Source organism: Streptomyces coacervatus, from assembly GCF_029223485.1.
In the GTDB taxonomy this organism is placed as follows: domain Bacteria; phylum Actinomycetota; class Actinomycetes; order Streptomycetales; family Streptomycetaceae; genus Streptomyces; species Streptomyces coacervatus.
The window spans coordinates 141,268-158,472 of record NZ_JARHTP010000017.1 but is presented as its reverse complement, the minus strand read 5'-3'; the positions used below and the strand labels follow the sequence as shown (position 1 = coordinate 158,472).

Below are 17,205 nucleotides of genomic sequence, written 5' to 3'. Positions count from 1 at the left end.
GACCGCCCGGGCCGCCCCCCGGCCCCCACCGCCCTTGAAATGAACGGGCATCCGGCCTTCCACACCTGCGACAATCAAATCCATGACCACCACGCTCAAGTCGAAGCTGCAGGAAGACCTCAACACCGCGATCAAGGAGCGCAACGAGCTCCGCTCCTCGACGCTCCGGCTGACGCTCGCCGCGATCACCAAGGAGGAGGTCGCGGGCAAGGAGAAGCGCGAGCTCTCCGACGACGAGGTGCTGAAGGTGATCACCAAGGAGGCGAAGAAGCGCCGGGAGGCGGCCGATGCCTTCGCGCAGGGTGGTCGGGCCGAGAGCGCCGAGCGGGAGAAGGCGGAGGGCGAGGTGCTCGCCGAGTACCTGCCCAAGCAGCTCAGCGACGAGGAGCTGAGCGACATCGTCGCCCAGGCCGTCGAGGAGGCCAAGGCGGCCGGCGCCGAGGGGCCGCGTGCCATGGGCGCCGTCATGAAGATCGTGAACCCGAAGGTCGCGGGCCTGGCCGAGGGCGGCCGGGTCGCCGCAGCGGTGAAGAAGCTGCTCGCGGGCTGAGCGGCTCGGGGCGTACCGAAGGGAACGGCCCCTGATCTTCGTATGAAGATCAGGGGCCGTCGGCGTTCTCAGGTCACGGCGTCAGCCGCGCCGCCCCCCGTTCCCGTTCCCGTTGCTGGTGCCCTGGAACAGGTTGTCCGGGATGGAGAAGGTGGGCGTCGGGAAGGTGGTGCCGCCGTCCGTGGCGCCGCCCGTCAGGCCGCCGATGAGGCCGCCGTCGGTGGTGCCGCCGTTGTCTCCGTTGTTCCCGTCGTCGTTGCCCTTCCCCTTGCCCTTGTTGCCGTCGGGGATGTTGACGAGGTTGAACTCCTCCACCGGCTTGCCGTCCAGGGCGCCGGTCATCATGTCGCGCCAGATCGGGCCGGGGACCTTGCCGCCGTAGACCTTGTCGTTCCAGACGCCGCCGATGCTGATGTCCTTCATCTGGCGCTTGTGGGCCGGGTCGCCGACCCAGACCGCGCCCGCCATGTTCGGGGTGAAGCCGACGAACCAGGCGGCGTAGCGGTTGTCCGTGGTACCGGTCTTGCCGGCGCTCGGGCGGTCGGTGAGGCCCGCCTCCGTACCCGTACCGTCCTCGACCACGCCCTTCAGCAGGGTCGTCACGGTGTCGGCGGTCTTCTGCGACATCGCGCGCGTGCAGGTCGACTTCGGCACCGCGAGGGACTTCTTCTGGCTGCCGACGGTCTGGGTGATGGACTCGATGGCGACCGGCGTGCAGTACATGCCGCGCGAGGCGAAGGTGGCGTACGCGTTCGCCATGGTCAGCGGGGACATCTCCTGGGTACCGAGCGCGATGGAGGGCGCCTGCTGCATCTTGCCGCCGTCCGCGCGCTCCACGCCCATCTTCTTGGCCATCTCGGTGACCGGGCAGATGCCGATGTCGCTGATCAGCTGCACGTAGTAGGTGTTGACCGACTTCGCGGTCGCCTCCTTCATGCTGTACGGCCCGTGCTCCTCCACGTTCTCGTTGGTGAGTTTGGTGGGGTTGTACGGGTCGTCCTTCCACTGCTTGCCGTCACAGATGGAGACCGGGCTCGGGTACGCCATCTCGTACGGCGACGGGTACGTCTTGTTCGCCGGCGTGCCGCCCTCTATGGCGGCCGCGGCCACGATCGGCTTGAACGTCGAACCGGGCTGGTAGCCCGCGCCGCCGCCCATGGACTGGTTCACGGACAGGTCGATCTGCGTCTCGTGCTTGCCGAAGCCGTACGGACGGGACTGGCCCATGGCGAGGATCTTGCCGGTGCCGGGCTCGACGATGGTGGCGGCCGTGGCCACGTCGTCGGTCTTGTAGACGTGCTCCTTGATGGAGGCCTGGACCGACGACTGGGACTGCGGGTCGAGCGTCGTACGGATCGTCAGACCGCCCTGGTTCCACACCTTTGCCCGGGCTTCCTTGGTCTTGCCGAACATCGGGTCGGTGAGGAACACCTCGCGCACGTAGTCGCAGAAGAAGCCGGCGCCCTTGACCGCGGTGATGCAGCCGTTCTTCGGCTGGCTGGGGTTGAGGCCCAGCGGCGTCTTCTTGGCCTTGTCGGCCTCCGCCTGCGAGATGTCGCCCATGTCGGCCATGCGCTGCAGGACGACGTTACGGCGCTTGGTGGCCTCCGCCTCGTCGTTGACCGGGTCGTACCGGCTGGGCGACTGCACGATGCCCGCAAGGAGCGCCGACTCCTGGACGTTGAGGTCCTTGGCGTGCTTGGAGAAGTAGCGCTGGGCGGCGGCCTCGACGCCGTACGCCTGCTCGCCGAAGAAGGTGATGTTCAGGTAGTTCTCGAGGATCTTCTTCTTGCCGAGCTCCTCCTCCACCTGGATCGCGTACTTCAGCTCCTTTATCTTGCGGCCGAGGGTCTGCTGGGTGGCCTGGGCGACCTTCGTCGGGTCGTCGCCGGCCTCCTCCACGAAGACGTTCTTCACGTACTGCTGGGTGAGCGTGGAGGCGCCCTGGGCCACGCCGCTGCTCTGCACGTTCTTGTTCAGCGCGCGCAGGATGCCCTTGAGGTCGACCGCGCCGTGCTGGTAGTAGCGCGAGTCCTCGATCGCGACGATCGCCTTCTGCATATACGGCGAGATGTCCTTGAGGCCCACCACCGTGCGGTCGCGCGAGTAGACCGTGGCGATCTGGCCGCCCTCGGCGTCGAGGATCGTGGTGCGCTGGCTCAGGGGTGGTGTCTTGAGGGTGGCGGGGAGTTCGTCGAAACTCTCCACCGAGCCCTTGGCCGCAAGTCCCAGCGCGCCGACGGCAGGCAGCGCGATGCCGGCCAGGACGGCTCCCGCGAGCACACTGACACCGAGGAACTTGGCGGCCTGCTGCGTTGGGGACAGGCCACCGCCCGAGCGCTTCTTTGGCATGAGGGCAGCCTACGTTCTCATTCGCCGGACACGCGTATATGCCTTGGCCTAAGCTGCTCTCAACTGTCACAGCAGTAGGGCCACGTATCAATACGTCCGGCGACCCCGAATCGTTCCGGAGGTTCCCCAACTTTTTTGACGGGGGCGTGTCCGAATCCGCCTTGTGTGTCACCTGGCGCCCGTTGTGACTCAACTGAACTGTCCTGGTTTGCCGGGAAGATCACACATGTCACCAGCTCACTCCCCCGGGTGATCTGCCGCTTACGCATAGTCCGTTCGGGCCATTCAAGATTGGGCCCGAAGGGGGTGTTGCGCTGTGCCCACCTTCCGTAACGTCCTCAACTGGCGGCGGTGAATATGCCGCTGCCGCCGTGGGGGAGCCTCGATTCGGGAGAGGACGGCGCCGGTATGGGCTGGGTAACCGACTGGAGTGCGCAGGCCGCCTGCCGCACTACCGATCCGGATGAACTGTTCGTTCAGGGAGCAGCGCAGAACAGGGCCAAGGCGGTGTGCACCGGATGTCCGGTACGCACTGAATGCCTGGCTGATGCGCTCGACAACCGCGTCGAGTTCGGCGTGTGGGGAGGCATGACGGAGCGGGAGCGCCGCGCACTGCTGCGCAGGCGACCCACCGTCACCTCCTGGCGCCGGCTTCTTGAGACGGCTCGTCTGGAATACGAACGCGGCGTGGGGATCCTGCCGCTCGACGACGACGAGGTGTACGAGAACTACGCGGCGGTGAGCTGAGGGCACCCCTCGGCTCAGTCGACGACAGACGCTCAGTCGACGACGGACTCGGGCAGCTCCGGCCGGTTGGCCGCGAGCCGGTCCCCGATGTCCCGCAGCCCTACCAGGTCGTGCACATCGCCGGGCAGCGCGGCCACTTCGGCCACGGCCACCTCGGGGTGGAGCGCGGTGAAGCGGTCACGCGTGCGCTGCTCGCGGGAGAGCAGTTGCATACGTTCGGCGTGCAGCCGGAGCAGGCCTGCGGTGAGCCGCTCGACGCTCTGGGCGCCCTCGTCCTCCTGATCCGGACCGGGGGAGTCGGTCTCGGACGCGGGAGGCTCGGCGAACTCGGAAGCGGGGGATTCTGAACTGCCGTAAGTGTCGGGAGAGTTACGAACTCCAGCTTTCCCGCCGTCCTGATCCACAATGCGGGGTTCCACAAGATTTTCCGCGGCGGCGAGCGCACGCTCGGCCGACAGCCGGGCGGCGCCGCTGCCGTGGACCCGGTTGAGCACCAGCCCGGCGAGCGGCATGTCCTCGGCGGCCAGCCGCTCCACGAAGTACGCGGCCTCCCGCAGCGCGTCCCGCTCCGGGGCCGCCACCACGAGGAACGCCGTCCCGGGCGCCTGCAGCAGCCTGTAGGTCGCATCCGCGCGCGTGCGGAACCCGCCGAAGGTGGTGTCCATCGCGGCCACGAACGTCTGGACGTCCTTGAGGAGTTGACCGCCCAGCAGCTTGCCGAGGGTGCCGGTCATCATCGACATCCCGACGTTCAGGAACTTCATGCCCGCCCGGCCGCCGAGTTTGGCCGGGGCGGTGAGCAGCCGGATCAGCCGGCCGTCCAGGAACGAGCCGAGCCGCTTGGGCGCGTCCAGGAAGTCGAGCGCCGAGCGGGACGGCGGGGTGTCGACGACGATCAGGTCCCACTGGTCCCGCGCGCGCAGCTGCCCGAGCTTCTCCATCGCCATGTACTCCTGCGTGCCCGCGAAGCCCGCAGAGAGCGACTGGTAGAAGGGGTTGTTCAGGATCGCGGCGGCCCGCTCACCGTCCGCGTGCGCCTCGACGATCTCGTCGAAGGTGCGCTTCATGTCGAGCATCATGGCGTGCAGTTCGCCGTCGCCGTCCACGCCCTTCACCCGGCGCGGGGTGTTGTCGAGCGAGTCGATGCCCATGGACTGGGCGAGCCGGCGCGCCGGGTCGATGGTGAGGACGACCACCTTGCGCCCCCGCTCGGCGGCCCTGAGGCCGAGGGCGGCCGCGGTCGTGGTCTTGCCCACCCCGCCCGAGCCGCAGCACACCACGATCCGCGTCTTCGGGTCGTCGAGCAGCGGGTCGACGTCGAGCACGCGCACGGGGGAGAGGTGATGGCGGGCGGTGTCCTGGGTGTGGGCCGGCTCCGGACTCATGACATCCCCTGCTTCCGCTGCTGACGACTCGTGCTCCGCGTGCCCCCGCTCATGACAGGCCCTGCTGCCGCAGCTCGGTGGCCAGCTCGTACAGCCCCGCCAGGTCCATGCCCTCGGTGAGCAGGGGCAGTTCGTGCAGCGGCAGGGCCTGCTCGGCGAGGACCGCACGCTGTTCGTGCTCCAGCGAGTACCGCTCGGCGTATTCCTCGGCCTGCTGGAGCAGCGGGTCCACCAGCTTCTCCGCGTTCCCACCGCGGCGCGCCCCGCCGAGCCCCGCCGCCGACAGCGACCTGGCGACAGAGGAACGCGGCACACGGCGTACGAGTTCCAGATCCTCCGCGTCCAACACCTCGGGCCGCACCATGTTCACGATGATCCGCCCCACCGGCAGCTTGGCGGCGCGGAGTTCGGCGATCCCGTCCGCGGTCTCCTGGACGGGCATCTCCTCCAGCAGCGTCACCATGTGGACGGCCGTCTCCGGCGACTTCAGCACCCGCATCACGGCCTGCGCCTGATTGTGTATCGGGCCGATCTTGGCGAGGCCCGCCACCTCGTCGTTCACATTCAGAAAGCGGGTGATGCGGCCGGTGGGCGGTGCGTCCATGACGACGTAGTCGTATGCGAACCGCCCGGCCTTGTCCTTCCTGCGGACCGCCTCGCACGCCTTGCCGGTCAGGAGCACGTCCCTGAGGCCCGGCGCGATGGTGGTGGCGAAGTCGATCGCGCCGAGCTTCTTCAGGGCTCTGCCCGCGCCCCCCAGCTTGTAGAACATCTGGAGGTAGTCCAGAAGGGCCAGTTCGGGGTCGATGGCGAGGGCGTACACCTCCCCGCCCCCCGGAGCGACGGCGATCTTCCGCTCCTCATAGGGCAGCGCTTCCGTCTCGAAGAGCTGCGCGATGCCCTGGCGCCCCTCGACCTCGACGAGAAGCGTCCGCTTCCCCTCGGTCGCGAGGGCCAGCGCGAGGGCGGCGGCGACCGTCGTCTTTCCGGTCCCGCCCTTGCCGCTGACGACCTGGAGCCTGCTCACGCCTTCGAGCCTAACCAGTCTGTGTGCCAACCACGCGACAGCCTGTGGATAACGCGGGAACGGGCGGCGGGCGGGCAGCGGCTAAAGTCGGCCACATGACCAAGTGGGAATACGCAACCGTGCCGCTGCTCGTCCATGCCACGAAGCAGATTCTGGACACCTGGGGCGAGGACGGCTGGGAGCTCGTCCAGGTCGTGCCCGGGCCGAACAACCCCGAGCAGCTGGTGGCCTACCTGAAGCGGGAGAAGGCATGAGCGCCGTAGAGGCGAAGCTGGCCGAGCTGGGCCTGACCCTGCCCGAGGTCGTACCGCCGCTGGCCGCGTACCAGCCGGCCGTGCAGTCCGGTGTCTACGTCTACACGGCCGGCCAGCTCCCGATGGTGGAGGGCAAGCTGCCCGTCACCGGCAAGGTCGGCGCGGAGGTCACGGCGGAGGAGGCCAAGGAGCTGGCCCGCACCTGCGCCTTGAACGCCCTGGCCGCCGTGAAGTCCGTCGCCGGTGACCTGGACCGCATCGCGCGCGTGGTGAAGGTCGTGGGCTTTGTCGCTTCGGCCTCCGACTTCACCGGCCAGCCCGGTGTGGTGAACGGCGCCAGCGAACTGCTCGGTGCGGTCCTCGGCGACAAGGGTGTGCACGCGCGCAGTGCGGTCGGCGTGGCGGTACTGCCGCTGGACGCACCGGTCGAGGTCGAGATCCAGGTCGAGCTCGTTCCGTAGTCGGCGGTAGCCGGCGCTCTGACCTCGGCGACCTCTCGAACATTCGCGCACCACGGGATAGCCTCCGCCCATGGCGAATGGGCAGTGGTTCCCGCAGGACTGGCCGGAACGCATCCGCGGACTCGCGGACGGCACGCTCACTCCGGTCGTCCCCAAGCGCGCGGCCACCGTCATGCTCCTTAAGGACACCGACAGCGGCCCCGCCGTGCACATGCTGCGCAGACGCGCCTCCATGGCCTTCGCCGGAGGCGCGTACGCATATCCGGGCGGCGGCGTCGACCCCCGCGACGACGAGCACCACGTCCGCTGGGCGGGCCCCACGCGCGCGTGGTGGGCGCAGCGGCTCGGCGTCGACGAGCGGGCGGCCCAGGCGATCGTCTGCGCGGCCGTACGCGAGACGTACGAGGAGGCGGGCGTCCTGCTCGCCGGGCCGTCCCCCGACTCCGTGGTGGGCGATACCACGGGCGAGGACTGGGAGGCGGACCTTGCGGCCGTGGCCGCCCGGGAGTTCTCGTTCGCCGAGTTCCTGGACCGCCGTGGCCTGGTCCTGCGCTCGGACCTCCTCGGTGCCTGGACCCGCTGGATCACCCCGGAGTTCGAGTCCCGGCGCTACGACACCTGGTTCTTCGTGGCCGCCCTCCCGCACGGCCAGCGCACCCGCAACGCCTCCACCGAGGCCGACCGCACGGTGTGGATCCGCCCCGGGGACGCGGCGGCCTCGTACGACAAGGGCGAGCTGACGATGATGCCGCCCACCATTGCGACCCTGCGCCAGCTGGCCCGCTGCGCCACGGCCGCCGACGCGCTCGCCGCGGCCCCGGACCGCGACCTCACCCCCGTCCTCGCGCGGGCCCGGCTGAAGGACGGCGAGATCGTGCTGTCCTGGCCGGGCCACGACGAGTTCACGAAGCACATCCCGACCGACAGTCCGACCGACAGCCCGACTGACCGTCCGACCGACCTTCCGACCGGTGGAGCCTCCGCATGACGGACTCAGCAGCCCTTCGCGGCCACGCCGCGGTAGCGGCATATCGGCCGCTGCGGAGCGCTGCGCCGGCCTTTGACCGGCGGCTGGACGGACCGACGACGCCGAGGGAAGAGAACACCGCATGACCGACGCAGCAGCCCTTCCCGGCCAGCCGCGGGGCGGGGTTCTCACCGGCCCCGCCACCGCCCGGGCCGTCAACGTCCTGGCGCCCAACGCCTCGGCGATGACCCTCGACGGCACGAACACCTGGATCCTCGCCGAGCCCGACTCCGACCTGGCCGTCGTCGTCGATCCGGGCCCCCTCGACGAAGGCCATCTGCGCAGTGTCGTGGACACGGCCGAGAAGGCGGGCCGGCGGGTGGCGCTCACCCTCCTCACCCACGGCCACCCGGACCACGCGGAAGGCGCCGCACGCTTCGCCGAGCTGACCGGCACGAAGGTGCGGGCCCTGGACCCGGCGCTGCGGCTGGGCGACGAGGGGCTGGCCGCGGGTGACGTGGTCACCGTCGGCGGCCTGGAGCTGAGGGTCGTACCGACCCCGGGGCACACCTCGGACTCACTGTGCTTCCACATCCCGGCCGATCGGGCGGTCCTGACCGGCGACACGATCCTGGGCCGCGGCACGACGGTCGTGGCGCACCCCGACGGCCGCCTGGGCGACTATCTGGACTCGCTACGGCGGCTGCGGTCGCTGGCGGTCGACGACGGCGTCCACACGGTGCTGCCCGGCCACGGCCCCGTCCTGGAGGACGCCCAGGGAGCCGTCGAGTTCTACCTCGCCCACCGCGCCCACCGCCTCGCCCAGGTCGAGACGGCCGTCGAGGACGGCTACGGCACCCCGTCCGAGGTCGTCGCGCACGTGTACGCGGACGTGGACCGGTCCCTGTGGCCGGCGGCGGAACTGTCGGTGCGGGCGCAGCTGGACTACCTGGAGGAGCACGGGCTGATCTAGGGCAGGCCCTGAGCCCTCGGGGCTTTGACGCCGTGCACGCGCGCGTACTCGTCGGTGAGCCACGGCCCGAGGTCGTCGATGTATGAACTCAGCACCGCGGGATCGCCGTTCGGCTCGTACCCGAGGACGGCCGCGGCACGCATCTGCTCGGCGCGCTCCGGGTAGTACGCGCCGAAGGCCCCGGCCATCTCCTGCAGATCGCTGGTCCAGCCGTTCCAGCGGGGCATGACGAGCGTGAACCCGGTGCGGACGAGATGCCGGGACATGAACCGCACGAGCGGGCGCCGCGCTTCGTCGGTGCTCTCGGCGTCCACGATCCGCTGCCGCCAGCGGGGCAGCAGCAGGGCGAGATCCCCGTTGGTCTCGCGGGCGAGCAGGGAGTCGGGCCGATAGCGCGGCAGGTACTCGGCGAGATCCTCACCGAGCAACGGCGTGCACAGACAGGCGACGAACCACCCCAGGTCGTACGTCTCCAGCTCACTCAGCAGCCGCGCCCGGCTGTACAGCAGCGTCCCCACCCCGTCGATCTGCGCGAACTCCTTGTCGACGGTCTCACCGAGCGCCCGGGCGGCCTCCCGGTCCGCCTCGGACGGTTCCTGCCGGAGCGCGACCAGCAGATCCAGATCACTGCGCCCCACGCGCGCGTTGCCGCGCGGAACGGACCCGTAGAGGTACGCGCTGTCCAGCCGCGCCCCGAACACTTCGAGCAGCCGGTCGCGCGCGGCGGCCACGACAGGGCGGAAGGCGTGCGACACGCACGCGAGGGAGCCTTCGCGCTCGATGTAGCCCTGGGGGTCGAGGCCTCTGGAGGTCGCGTTTTCGGACATGGGGTCACTACACCAGCCCGTCCGGCGTTTGAGGACGAGGCCCTTCAGGCCGAAGCGGGGGTCTGGGGGCGGCAGCCCCCAGCACGACGTCAGCGCGAACGCTTCGCGAGCCTTTCGACGTCCAGAAGGATCACTGCCCGCGCCTCCAGGCGGAGCCACCCGCGCTGCGCGAAGTCGGCCAGCGCCTTGTTGACCGTCTCGCGCGAGGCGCCGACCAGCTGGGCCAGCTCCTCCTGCGTCAGGTCGTGCACGACGTGGATGCCCTCCTCGGACTGCACGCCGAAGCGGCGCGAGAGGTCCAGCAGGGCGCGGGCGACGCGACCGGGGACATCGGAGAAGACCAGGTCGGACATGGCGTCGTTGGTCTTGCGCAGCCGGCGGGCGACGGCGCGCAGCAGGGCGCCGGCCACCTCGGGGCGGGCGCTCAGCCAGGGCTGCAGGTCGCCGTGGCCGAGACCGAGGAGCTTGACCTCGGTCAGTGCGGTGGCCGTGGCGGTGCGCGGGCCCGGGTCGAAGAGCGACAGCTCGCCGATCAGCTCGCTGGGGCCGACGACGGCGAGCATGTTCTCGCGGCCGTCGGGGGAGGTTCGGTGGAGCTTCACCTTGCCCTCGGTGACGACATAGAGCCGGTCACCGGGGTCGCCCTCGTGGAAGAGCGAGTCACCGCGCGCGAGGGTCACCTCACTCATGGAGGCGCGGAGCTCCGCAGCTTGCTCGTCGTCGAGCGCCGCGAAGAGCGGGTTGCGCCGCAGAACGTCGTCCACGAGTTCTCTCCTTGTCGACCTGCTCAGGGGATCTTGCTCCCCCTTGGTACCAGGGGACCGTGTTCCCCATCTTGCCGGACGGTCCAAACAGTGTGATCTGTCACAAGGATGCCGCACACATGTCCCGAGGTAAGCGGCAGGGGTCCAATTGGGGGCCGATCTCCCGGGTCCGGGGCGGATGTCAGTGCCGGGCTTTAGGCTGGCCGGGTGTCCAAATCGCCGGTGAGAGCACAGGCCAAGGGGGCTGGGCGGGTGGTTGTACGTCGTGATTCCGCTGTGGGCGAACAGAACCCCGGTGGCGGAAAGAAACCGGCAAAAGCGACGAAAAGCGCTCCGGTGAAGAAGGCTGCCGCGAAGAAGGCCGCGGTGAAAAAGGTGGCCGCGAAAAAAGCCGCAACTGTGAAGAAAGCGGCCGTCACCCCCAAGGGGCAGTCTGCCGCGCTCAAGAAGGCGTCTGTCGCGGTCAAGGGCACGCCTCCCGCGAAGTCCGTCGCCAAGCCGCCGAAGGACGAGTCGCGCACCGCTCTGGTCCGCCGTGCCCGCCGTATCGACCGCGAGCTCGCCGAGGTGTATCCGTACGCCCACCCGGAGTTGGACTTCGAGAACTCCTTCCAACTCGTGGTCGCCACGGTCCTGTCGGCCCAGACCACCGACCTCAGGGTCAACCAGACGACGCCGGGGCTCTTCGCCAAGTACCCCACCCCGGAGGACCTGGCCGCCGCCAACCCCGAGGAGGTCGAGGAGATCCTCCGCCCGACCGGCTTCTTCCGGGCCAAGACCAAGTCCGTCATAGGGCTTTCGAAGGCGCTGGTGGAGCAGTTCGGCGGGGAGGTCCCCGGCCGCCTCGAAGACCTGGTCAAGTTGCCGGGCGTGGGACGCAAGACCGCCTTCGTCGTGCTCGGGAACGCCTTCGGGCGGCCCGGCATCACCGTGGACACGCACTTCCAGCGGCTGGTGCGGCGCTGGCAGTGGACGGACGAGACCGAGCCGGACAAGATCGAGGCCGCCGTCGGTGCGCTCTTCCCCAAGAGCGACTGGACGATGCTCTCGCACCACGTGATCTTCCACGGCCGCCGCATCTGCCACGCCCGCAAGCCCGCCTGCGGCGCCTGCCCCATCGCCCCGCTCTGCCCGGCGTACGGCGAGGGCGAGACGGACCCCGAGAAGGCGAAGAAGCTGCTCAAGTACGAGAAGGGCGGCTTCCCCGGCCAGCGCCTCAAGCCCCCGCAGTCGTACCTGGACGCGGGCGGCAAACCGGCGCCGCCGCTGGGGGCCGGATGACGGGCGACACGGCACGGGCCCCGGGCCGTACCGGGCGGGGGCAGGGCGGGCGCAGGAACGATCTCGGGCCTTCGAGGCGTTGGACCCGGCAGGACGGGGGTGGCGATGACGCGCGCGAGTAACGAGAGCAATATGCAGGGCGGGCCGGTGGTGCTCAGCAAGGAGGGGCTGCCCGAGTGGCTGGACCCGGTGGTGCACGCCGTGGAGACGGTGCAGCCGCTGCAGCTGAGCCGCTTCCTGCCGCCGGAGAACGGTGCGGGGCGGCAGTCCGCCGTACTGATCCTGTTCGGCGAGGGCGAGCGCGGTCCCGAGCTGCTGCTGATGGAGCGTGCGAGTTCGCTCAGATCGCATGCCGGGCAGCCGTCCTTCCCCGGCGGTGCCCTCGACCCCGAGGACGGCGACCCGAAGGCCGACGGGCTGCTCCGGGCCGCCCTGCGCGAGGCCGAGGAGGAGACCGGGCTCGACTCCTCCGGCGTGCAGCTCTTCGGCGTACTGCCCAAGCTGTACATCCCGGTCAGCGGCTTCGTGGTGACGTCAGTGATGGGCTGGTGGCGCGAGCCGAGCCCGGTCGGGGTCGTCGATCCGAACGAGACGGCACGCGTCTTCACCGTCCCCGTGGCGGATCTCACGAACCCTGACAACCGGGCCACCACCGTCCATCCCAGCGGCCACCGAGGTCCGGCATTTCTGGTCGAATCGGCCCTGGTCTGGGGCTTCACGGCCGGAATCATCGACCGTCTGCTCCACTACGCGGGCTGGGAGCGGCCCTGGGACCGCGCCAAGCAGGTCCCGCTCGACTGGCGGTCATGACAGGGTGTCTGCCGTGCTGTGTCTTCCCGGGGGACACTGTGATCGGTTGCCGCTGCGCGGCGGGCCGGCCCCCGGCCGACCTGAGGTGACCGCAGAGTGATGAGGCGAGGCTCGAACCGGTGAACGTGCTGGACATCCTGTTGCTGGTCGCCGCCGTGTGGTTTGCGATCGTGGGCTATCGCCAGGGGTTCGTCGTCGGCATCCTGTCGGTGATCGGCTTCCTGGGCGGCGGTCTGGTCGCCGTCTACACCCTGCCCGTCATCTGGGACGCGCTGACCGACAACGCCGAGGTGAGCACGACCGCCGCCGTCGTCGCGGTCGTGGTCGTCATCGTCTGCGCCTCCGTCGGCCAGGCCCTCACCACCCACCTCGGCAACAAGCTGCGCCGCTACATCACCTGGTCCCCGGCCCGCGCCCTGGACGCGACCGGCGGCGCCCTGGTCAACGTGGTGGCGATGCTCCTCGTGGCGTGGCTGATCGGCTCGGCCCTGGCCGGTACGACGCTGCCGACCCTCGGCAAGGAGGTTCGCGGCTCCAAGGTGCTCCTCGGTGTCGCCCGGGCCCTTCCCGACCAGGCCGACACCTGGTTCGCGGACTTCTCCTCGGTCCTCGCGCAGAACGGCTTCCCGCAGGTCTTCAGCCCGTTCTCGAACGAGCCGATCAACGATGTCCGTCCCCCCGACCCGGCCCTCGCGAACAGCCCCGTGGTCTCGCGCGCGAAGCGCTCCATCGTCAAGGTCATGGGTACCGCGCAGAGCTGCGGCAAGGTCCTGGAGGGCAGCGGCTTCGTCTTCGGCGACCGCCGCGTCATGACCAACGCGCACGTCGTCGGAGGCGTCGACGAGCCCACCGTCCAGATAGGCGGCGAGGGCAGGAAGTACGACGCGAAGGTCGTCCTCTACGACTGGCACCGCGACATCGCCGTACTCGACGTACCCGATCTCAAGGCGCCCGCCCTGAAGTTCACGACCACGGACGCCCGCAGCGGCGACAGCGCGATCATCGCCGGCTTCCCGGAGAACGGGTCGTACGACGTCCGAGCCGCACGCGTGCGTGGCCGCCTCCCGGCCAACGGCCCGGACATCTACCACCGCGGCACCGTCCGCCGGGACGTCTACTCGCTGTACACGACCGTCCGCCAGGGCAACTCCGGCGGCCCGCTGCTCACGCCCCAAGGCAATGTGTACGGCGTGGTGTTCGCGAAGTCCCTCGACGACGCCGACACGGGGTACGCGCTCACCGCGGACGAGATCCAGGAGGACATCGCCAAGGGGCGTACCGCGAACCAGCAGGTGGACAGCGACAGCTGCGCGCTGTGAGCCGTCGGGCCGTGGGAGGAGGCGCGTCAGCCTCGGGGATGGCGCAGGCGTACCGAGACCCAGCGGGCCCGGCGGCGCAGAATGCGCGGGATGCCCACCCTGAGGTCCGTGCCCGCCATCTGCGGTGCACCGCCTCGCTGGTGGGGGCTCAGGCCACTGGCCGAGCGGCGATTGCGTGCTGCGTCACTGTAGTCGTGCGTCCAGCCCATACCCCGACGTCTGCCCCTGCCCCAAGGTCGATAACCGCCCCCTGGGCCCCCAATTGGCCTATGCGCCGGGCAATTGGCTGTTCGTAGGACACACGTTCAGATCCGGATACCGGGCGCATCGGCTCGGTCACCGACCGGGCTCGGCACCTTCCAGCCAATTGCCCGGTTCTGCAGAGAAAACCACCGGATCCTCCCACGTCACCGGTCCGGCTCGGGATCCTTGAGCCAGTTGACGAGCTCGGCCGAGAAAGCCGCCGGATCCTCCTCGTGCGGGAAATGTCCCAATCCGTCGAACAGGCGCCAGCGGTACGGCGCTTCGACGTACTCGCCGGATCCGGCCGCGCTCCGCGTGCGCATCACCGGGTCGAGTGAGCCGTGGAGGTGGAGGGTCGGGACCCGGAGGGGGCGCTTCATCCGGCGGTTGAACTGGATGCCGTCCGGGCGGGCCATGGAGCGGACCATCCAGCGGTACGGCTCGATCGCGCAGTGCGCCGTCGACGGGATGCACATCGCGCGGCGGTACGTCTGCACCACCTCGTCGTCCGGCAGGTTCGGCCCGGACCACTCCCGGATCAGCTCGGCGACGAGCGCGCCGTCGTCCGCGGTCAGCTGCCGCTCGGGGAGCCAGGGGCGCTGGAAGCCCCAGATGTAGGAGCCCGCCCGCGTCTGCTTGACGTCCGAGAGCATCGCCGAGCGCCAGCGCCGGGGATGCGGCATCGAGGAGACCGCGAGCCGCCGTACGAGCTTCGGGCGCATCACGGCCGCCGTCCACGCCAGATAGCCACCCAGGTCGTGGCCGACCAGTGCGGCGTCCGGCTCGCCCAGGGAACGGATCACGCCGGTGATGTCGAGCGCCAGGTTCGCGGGGTCGTAGCCGCGCGGGGTGCGGTCGCTGCCGCCGACGCCGCGCAGGTCCATGGCGACGGCCCTGAAGCCCGCGTCGGCCAGCGCGGTCAGCTGGTGCCGCCAGGTCCACCAGAACTGCGGGAAGCCGTGCAGCAGCAGCACCAGCGGCCCGTCGCCGGCCTCGGCGATATGGAAGCGGGCGCCGTTGGCGGCCACATCCCGGTGGGTCACCTTTGTCCCGTCGGGCAGGGCGTCCGGTCGTACAACCGAGGTGGGTTGCGCCCAAGGTGATTGCCCCGCAGAGGGGGAGAAGCCCGTCATGAGGTCGAGCGTGCCACAGCCTCGATGGCCGCGGGGGCCCGGTCCTCCAGCGCCGGGGCTTCCGGCTGCTCCGGCCGCGGGTGCGGCTTGGCCTTCTGCAGGACGCCCGCCGTCTCCTTCATCGACGCCGCGACCTTCTGTGGGCCCTTGCCCTTCCTCGCCTTCTTCGCGAAGACCACGCCGATCAGCGCGAGGACGACGGCGACCAGCACATTCGCCGCGAAGGACAGCAGGAAGCAGATCGCGAGGTTCCAGTCGCTCCAGGTCCGGATGCCGTACGCCAGCGCGAAGTTGAGCATCGGCAGGGAGAACACCAGGACCAGGGCGGCCACCGTGAACGCGCCGCCGCTCGTCGCGCCGCGCTTGACGTCCTGCTTGAGCTGCGCCTTGGCCAGTGCGATCTCGTCATGCACCAGCGCCGACATCTCGGTCGTCGCGGAGGCGAACAGCTGGCCGATGCTGCGTTCGGCGCCGACCGGGCTGCCGTCGGGTGCGCTCATCGCGGTCTCCCTCTTCTTTACTGCAGTTGTACGGTCCTTTTGTACCGTCCCGTCAGATCATGCCGGACGGTCGTCGTCCTCGCCTGCCCCGCCCGGCACTTCGGCAAGCGCGCGTCGTTCGGCGGCCTTCAGTTCGGCGGTCCGGCGGTGCTCGGCGGCCTTGTTCTCGTAGATCGCGGCCATCCGCAGGTGGTACGCCGGGTCGTCCTGTTCGTAGATGTCCGGGATGCCGTCGAGATCCTCGTCGCGCTCCTCGTCCTCGCACAGCCTGCGGTACTTGGCGTTCCGTATCTTCAGCAGCACCGTCGCCAGCGTCGCCGCGATGAGGGAACCCAGCAGTACGGCGGCCTTGACCTCGTCCGTCAGTACGGCGTCCCCGTCGAAGGCGAGCTCACCGATCAGCAGCGACACGGTGAAGCCGATGCCGGCCAGCGTCGCCACCGCGAACACGTCCGCCCACGCGAGGTCGTCGCTGAGCGAGGCCCGGGTGAAACGGGCCGTCAGCCACGTACCGCCGAAGATCCCGAGCGCTTTTCCGGCGACGAGCCCGAGGACGACGCCCAGCGTCTCCGGCTTGGTGAACACGTCGCCCAGCGCGCCGCCCGAGATGGCGACACCGGCACTGAACAGGGCGAACAGGGGGACGGCCAGGCCCGCCGACAGGGGACGTACGAGATGCTCGATGTGCTCGCCGGGAGAGTGCTGCTCGCCCTCGCGGGGCGTGCAGCGCAGCATCAGGCCCATGGCGACGCCCGCGATGGTGGCGTGGACGCCGCTGTTGTACATCAGCGCCCAGATGACGAGCGCGAGCGGGACGTACACGTACCACCCGCGTACGCCCTTCCTCAGCAGCAGCCAGAAGACGGCGAGGCCCACGACGGCGCCGCCCAGCGCGGCGAAATTGAGGGTGTCCGTGAAGAAGACCGCGATGATCAGGATCGCGAAGAGGTCGTCGACCACGGCGAGGGTGAGCAGAAAGGCGCGCAGGGCGCTCGGCAGCGACGTACCGATGACGGCGAGCACGGCCAGCGCGAACGCGATGTCGGTCGCGGTGGGGACCGCCCAGCCCTGGAGCGAGCCGCCGCCGGTGATGTTGGTGAGGGTGTAGACGAGCGCCGGTACGGCCATGCCGCACAGGGCCGCGACGACCGGCAGCGCGGCCGCCTTGGGGTCCCGGAGATCACCGGCGACCAGCTCACGCTTGAGCTCGATGCCGGCGACGAAGAAGAAGACCGCGAGGAGCCCGTCGGCGGCCCAGTGCGCGACCGACAGGTGCAGGCCGAGGGCCTCGGGGCCGAAGTGGAAGTGGCTGACGCTCTCGTAGCTGTTGTGCAGTGCGGGGGTGTTCGCCCAGATCAGCGCCGTGATCGCGGCTATGAGCAGCAGCACACCGCCGACGGTCTCGGTGCGCAGCGCGTCCGCGACGAAGGTCCGCTCGGGCAGTGAGAGGCGTCCGAACAGCTTGCGGGCGGGGGCGGTGCGGGGCGCGGCCACGGGGGAGACCTCCGGTGGGTGGGCAGGGCAGGGCTACTCGCCGACCAGACTTCCCGGCACACCTTGAGGATCAGTTGTTTTGCTTAGTTTACCTAAAAGGGGCGCCCGGCGCGTTCTC

18 protein-coding genes are annotated in these 17,205 nt (G+C 69.9%); 9 read left to right on the top strand and 9 right to left on the bottom strand.

Going from position 1 to position 17,205, the window contains the following annotated elements; all coding sequences use genetic code 11:
* The first annotated feature begins 82 nt into the window (after positions 1-82).
* Entirely contained in the window at positions 83-550 is a 468-nt protein-coding gene (locus tag P2Q00_RS35385) for a GatB/YqeY domain-containing protein (protein ID WP_275777936.1), read from the top strand.
* Between the two features lie 81 nt (positions 551-631).
* On the opposite strand, the gene P2Q00_RS35380 is transcribed toward P2Q00_RS35385, so the two are convergent.
* A complete protein-coding gene (locus P2Q00_RS35380) occupies positions 632-2,902 on the bottom strand; it encodes a transglycosylase domain-containing protein (RefSeq protein WP_275777934.1) in 2,271 nt (756 codons plus the stop codon).
* A gap of 408 nt (positions 2,903-3,310) precedes the next feature.
* Here P2Q00_RS35380 and wblA point away from each other — a divergent pair, with 408 nt between their 5' ends.
* A complete protein-coding gene (gene wblA, locus P2Q00_RS35375; protein WP_185124443.1) occupies positions 3,311-3,649 on the top strand; it encodes a transcriptional regulator WblA in 339 nt (112 codons plus the stop codon).
* Positions 3,650-3,681: 32 nt separating this feature from the next.
* On the opposite strand, the gene bagB is transcribed toward wblA, so the two are convergent.
* Together bagB and bagA are read right to left on the bottom strand one after the other, a co-directional pair.
* Positions 3,682-5,034, bottom strand: coding sequence for an ATPase BagB (gene bagB / locus P2Q00_RS35370; RefSeq protein WP_275777932.1), 1,353 nt, complete (start codon positions 5,032-5,034; stop codon positions 3,682-3,684).
* A gap of 49 nt (positions 5,035-5,083) precedes the next feature.
* On the bottom strand, positions 5,084-6,061 hold the full coding sequence (bagA, locus tag P2Q00_RS35365; protein ID WP_275777930.1) for an ATPase BagA: 978 nt from the start codon (positions 6,059-6,061) through the stop codon (positions 5,084-5,086).
* A gap of 95 nt (positions 6,062-6,156) precedes the next feature.
* On the opposite strand from bagA, the gene sp36 reads away from it, so the two are divergent.
* The 4 genes from sp36 (at position 6,157) to P2Q00_RS35345 (ending at position 8,716) form a co-directional block, all read left to right on the top strand.
* A complete protein-coding gene (gene sp36, locus P2Q00_RS35360; RefSeq protein ID WP_003967454.1) occupies positions 6,157-6,315 on the top strand; it encodes a Sp36 family protein in 159 nt (52 codons plus the stop codon).
* A complete protein-coding gene (locus P2Q00_RS35355; protein WP_275777927.1) occupies positions 6,312-6,776 on the top strand; it encodes a RidA family protein in 465 nt (154 codons plus the stop codon). The genes sp36 and P2Q00_RS35355 overlap by 4 nt, the downstream gene beginning before the upstream one ends.
* Before the next feature lie 70 nt (positions 6,777-6,846).
* Complete coding sequence (locus tag P2Q00_RS35350) at positions 6,847-7,764, top strand: NUDIX hydrolase (protein WP_275777924.1); 918 nt, start codon at positions 6,847-6,849, stop codon at positions 7,762-7,764.
* Between the two features lie 121 nt (positions 7,765-7,885).
* The gene (locus P2Q00_RS35345) at positions 7,886-8,716 is read left to right on the top strand and encodes an MBL fold metallo-hydrolase (protein ID WP_275777922.1); all 831 of its coding nucleotides are present in this window, start codon (positions 7,886-7,888) and stop codon (positions 8,714-8,716) included.
* Here the strand turns inward: P2Q00_RS35345 and P2Q00_RS35340 are convergent.
* Positions 8,713-9,543, bottom strand: a complete 831-nt coding sequence (locus tag P2Q00_RS35340; RefSeq protein ID WP_275777919.1) for a nucleotidyltransferase domain-containing protein — start codon at positions 9,541-9,543, stop codon at positions 8,713-8,715. The two genes, P2Q00_RS35345 and P2Q00_RS35340, sit on opposite strands and share 4 nt — an antisense overlap.
* Before the next feature lie 89 nt (positions 9,544-9,632).
* On the bottom strand, positions 9,633-10,307 hold the full coding sequence (locus tag P2Q00_RS35335; RefSeq protein ID WP_115906767.1) for a Crp/Fnr family transcriptional regulator: 675 nt from the start codon (positions 10,305-10,307) through the stop codon (positions 9,633-9,635).
* A 276-nt stretch (positions 10,308-10,583) separates the two neighbouring features.
* On the opposite strand from P2Q00_RS35335, the gene nth reads away from it, so the two are divergent.
* The 3 genes from nth (at position 10,584) to P2Q00_RS35320 (ending at position 13,717) form a co-directional block, all read left to right on the top strand.
* Entirely contained in the window at positions 10,584-11,588 is a 1,005-nt protein-coding gene (gene nth / locus P2Q00_RS35330) for an endonuclease III (RefSeq protein ID WP_425579560.1), read from the top strand.
* A gap of 105 nt (positions 11,589-11,693) precedes the next feature.
* Complete coding sequence (locus P2Q00_RS35325; RefSeq protein ID WP_275777912.1) at positions 11,694-12,398, top strand: NUDIX hydrolase; 705 nt, start codon at positions 11,694-11,696, stop codon at positions 12,396-12,398.
* Positions 12,399-12,517: 119 nt separating this feature from the next.
* Complete coding sequence (locus P2Q00_RS35320) at positions 12,518-13,717, top strand: MarP family serine protease (protein WP_275777910.1); 1,200 nt, start codon at positions 12,518-12,520, stop codon at positions 13,715-13,717.
* A gap of 26 nt (positions 13,718-13,743) precedes the next feature.
* Here the strand turns inward: P2Q00_RS35320 and P2Q00_RS35315 are convergent, their stop codons facing one another.
* The 4 genes from P2Q00_RS35315 to nhaA form a co-directional block, all read right to left on the bottom strand.
* The gene (locus tag P2Q00_RS35315; RefSeq protein WP_232649421.1) at positions 13,744-13,926 is read right to left on the bottom strand and encodes a hypothetical protein; all 183 of its coding nucleotides are present in this window, start codon (positions 13,924-13,926) and stop codon (positions 13,744-13,746) included.
* A gap of 198 nt (positions 13,927-14,124) precedes the next feature.
* The gene (locus P2Q00_RS35310; protein ID WP_275777906.1) at positions 14,125-15,093 is read right to left on the bottom strand and encodes an alpha/beta fold hydrolase; all 969 of its coding nucleotides are present in this window, start codon (positions 15,091-15,093) and stop codon (positions 14,125-14,127) included.
* A complete protein-coding gene (locus P2Q00_RS35305; protein WP_275777904.1) occupies positions 15,090-15,593 on the bottom strand; it encodes a phage holin family protein in 504 nt (167 codons plus the stop codon). Before P2Q00_RS35305 ends, P2Q00_RS35310 begins: the two co-directional genes overlap by 4 nt.
* 57 nt (positions 15,594-15,650) lie before the next feature.
* On the bottom strand, positions 15,651-17,087 hold the full coding sequence (nhaA, locus tag P2Q00_RS35300; RefSeq protein WP_275777902.1) for a Na+/H+ antiporter NhaA: 1,437 nt from the start codon (positions 17,085-17,087) through the stop codon (positions 15,651-15,653).
* Positions 17,088-17,205: the final 118 nt, after the last annotated feature.

Bases quoted from the DNA above. Each gene is read 5' to 3' on its own strand.
- P2Q00_RS35385 (WP_275777936.1), top strand. From the start codon at position 83: ATGACCACCACGCTCAAGTCGAAGCTGCAGGAAGACCTCAACACCGCG.
- P2Q00_RS35380 (WP_275777934.1), bottom strand. From the start codon at position 2,902: ATGCCAAAGAAGCGCTCGGGCGGTGGCCTGTCCCCAACGCAGCAGGCC.
- wblA (WP_185124443.1), top strand. From the start codon at position 3,311: ATGGGCTGGGTAACCGACTGGAGTGCGCAGGCCGCCTGCCGCACTACC.
- bagB (WP_275777932.1), bottom strand. From the start codon at position 5,034: ATGAGTCCGGAGCCGGCCCACACCCAGGACACCGCCCGCCATCACCTC.
- sp36 (WP_003967454.1), top strand. From the start codon at position 6,157: ATGACCAAGTGGGAATACGCAACCGTGCCGCTGCTCGTCCATGCCACG.
- P2Q00_RS35355 (WP_275777927.1), top strand. From the start codon at position 6,312: ATGAGCGCCGTAGAGGCGAAGCTGGCCGAGCTGGGCCTGACCCTGCCC.
- P2Q00_RS35350 (WP_275777924.1), top strand. From the start codon at position 6,847: ATGGCGAATGGGCAGTGGTTCCCGCAGGACTGGCCGGAACGCATCCGC.
- P2Q00_RS35345 (WP_275777922.1), top strand. From the start codon at position 7,886: ATGACCGACGCAGCAGCCCTTCCCGGCCAGCCGCGGGGCGGGGTTCTC.
- P2Q00_RS35340 (WP_275777919.1), bottom strand. From the start codon at position 9,543: ATGTCCGAAAACGCGACCTCCAGAGGCCTCGACCCCCAGGGCTACATC.
- P2Q00_RS35325 (WP_275777912.1), top strand. From the start codon at position 11,694: ATGACGCGCGCGAGTAACGAGAGCAATATGCAGGGCGGGCCGGTGGTG.
- P2Q00_RS35315 (WP_232649421.1), bottom strand. From the start codon at position 13,926: ATGGGCTGGACGCACGACTACAGTGACGCAGCACGCAATCGCCGCTCG.
- P2Q00_RS35310 (WP_275777906.1), bottom strand. From the start codon at position 15,093: ATGACGGGCTTCTCCCCCTCTGCGGGGCAATCACCTTGGGCGCAACCC.
- P2Q00_RS35305 (WP_275777904.1), bottom strand. From the start codon at position 15,593: ATGAGCGCACCCGACGGCAGCCCGGTCGGCGCCGAACGCAGCATCGGC.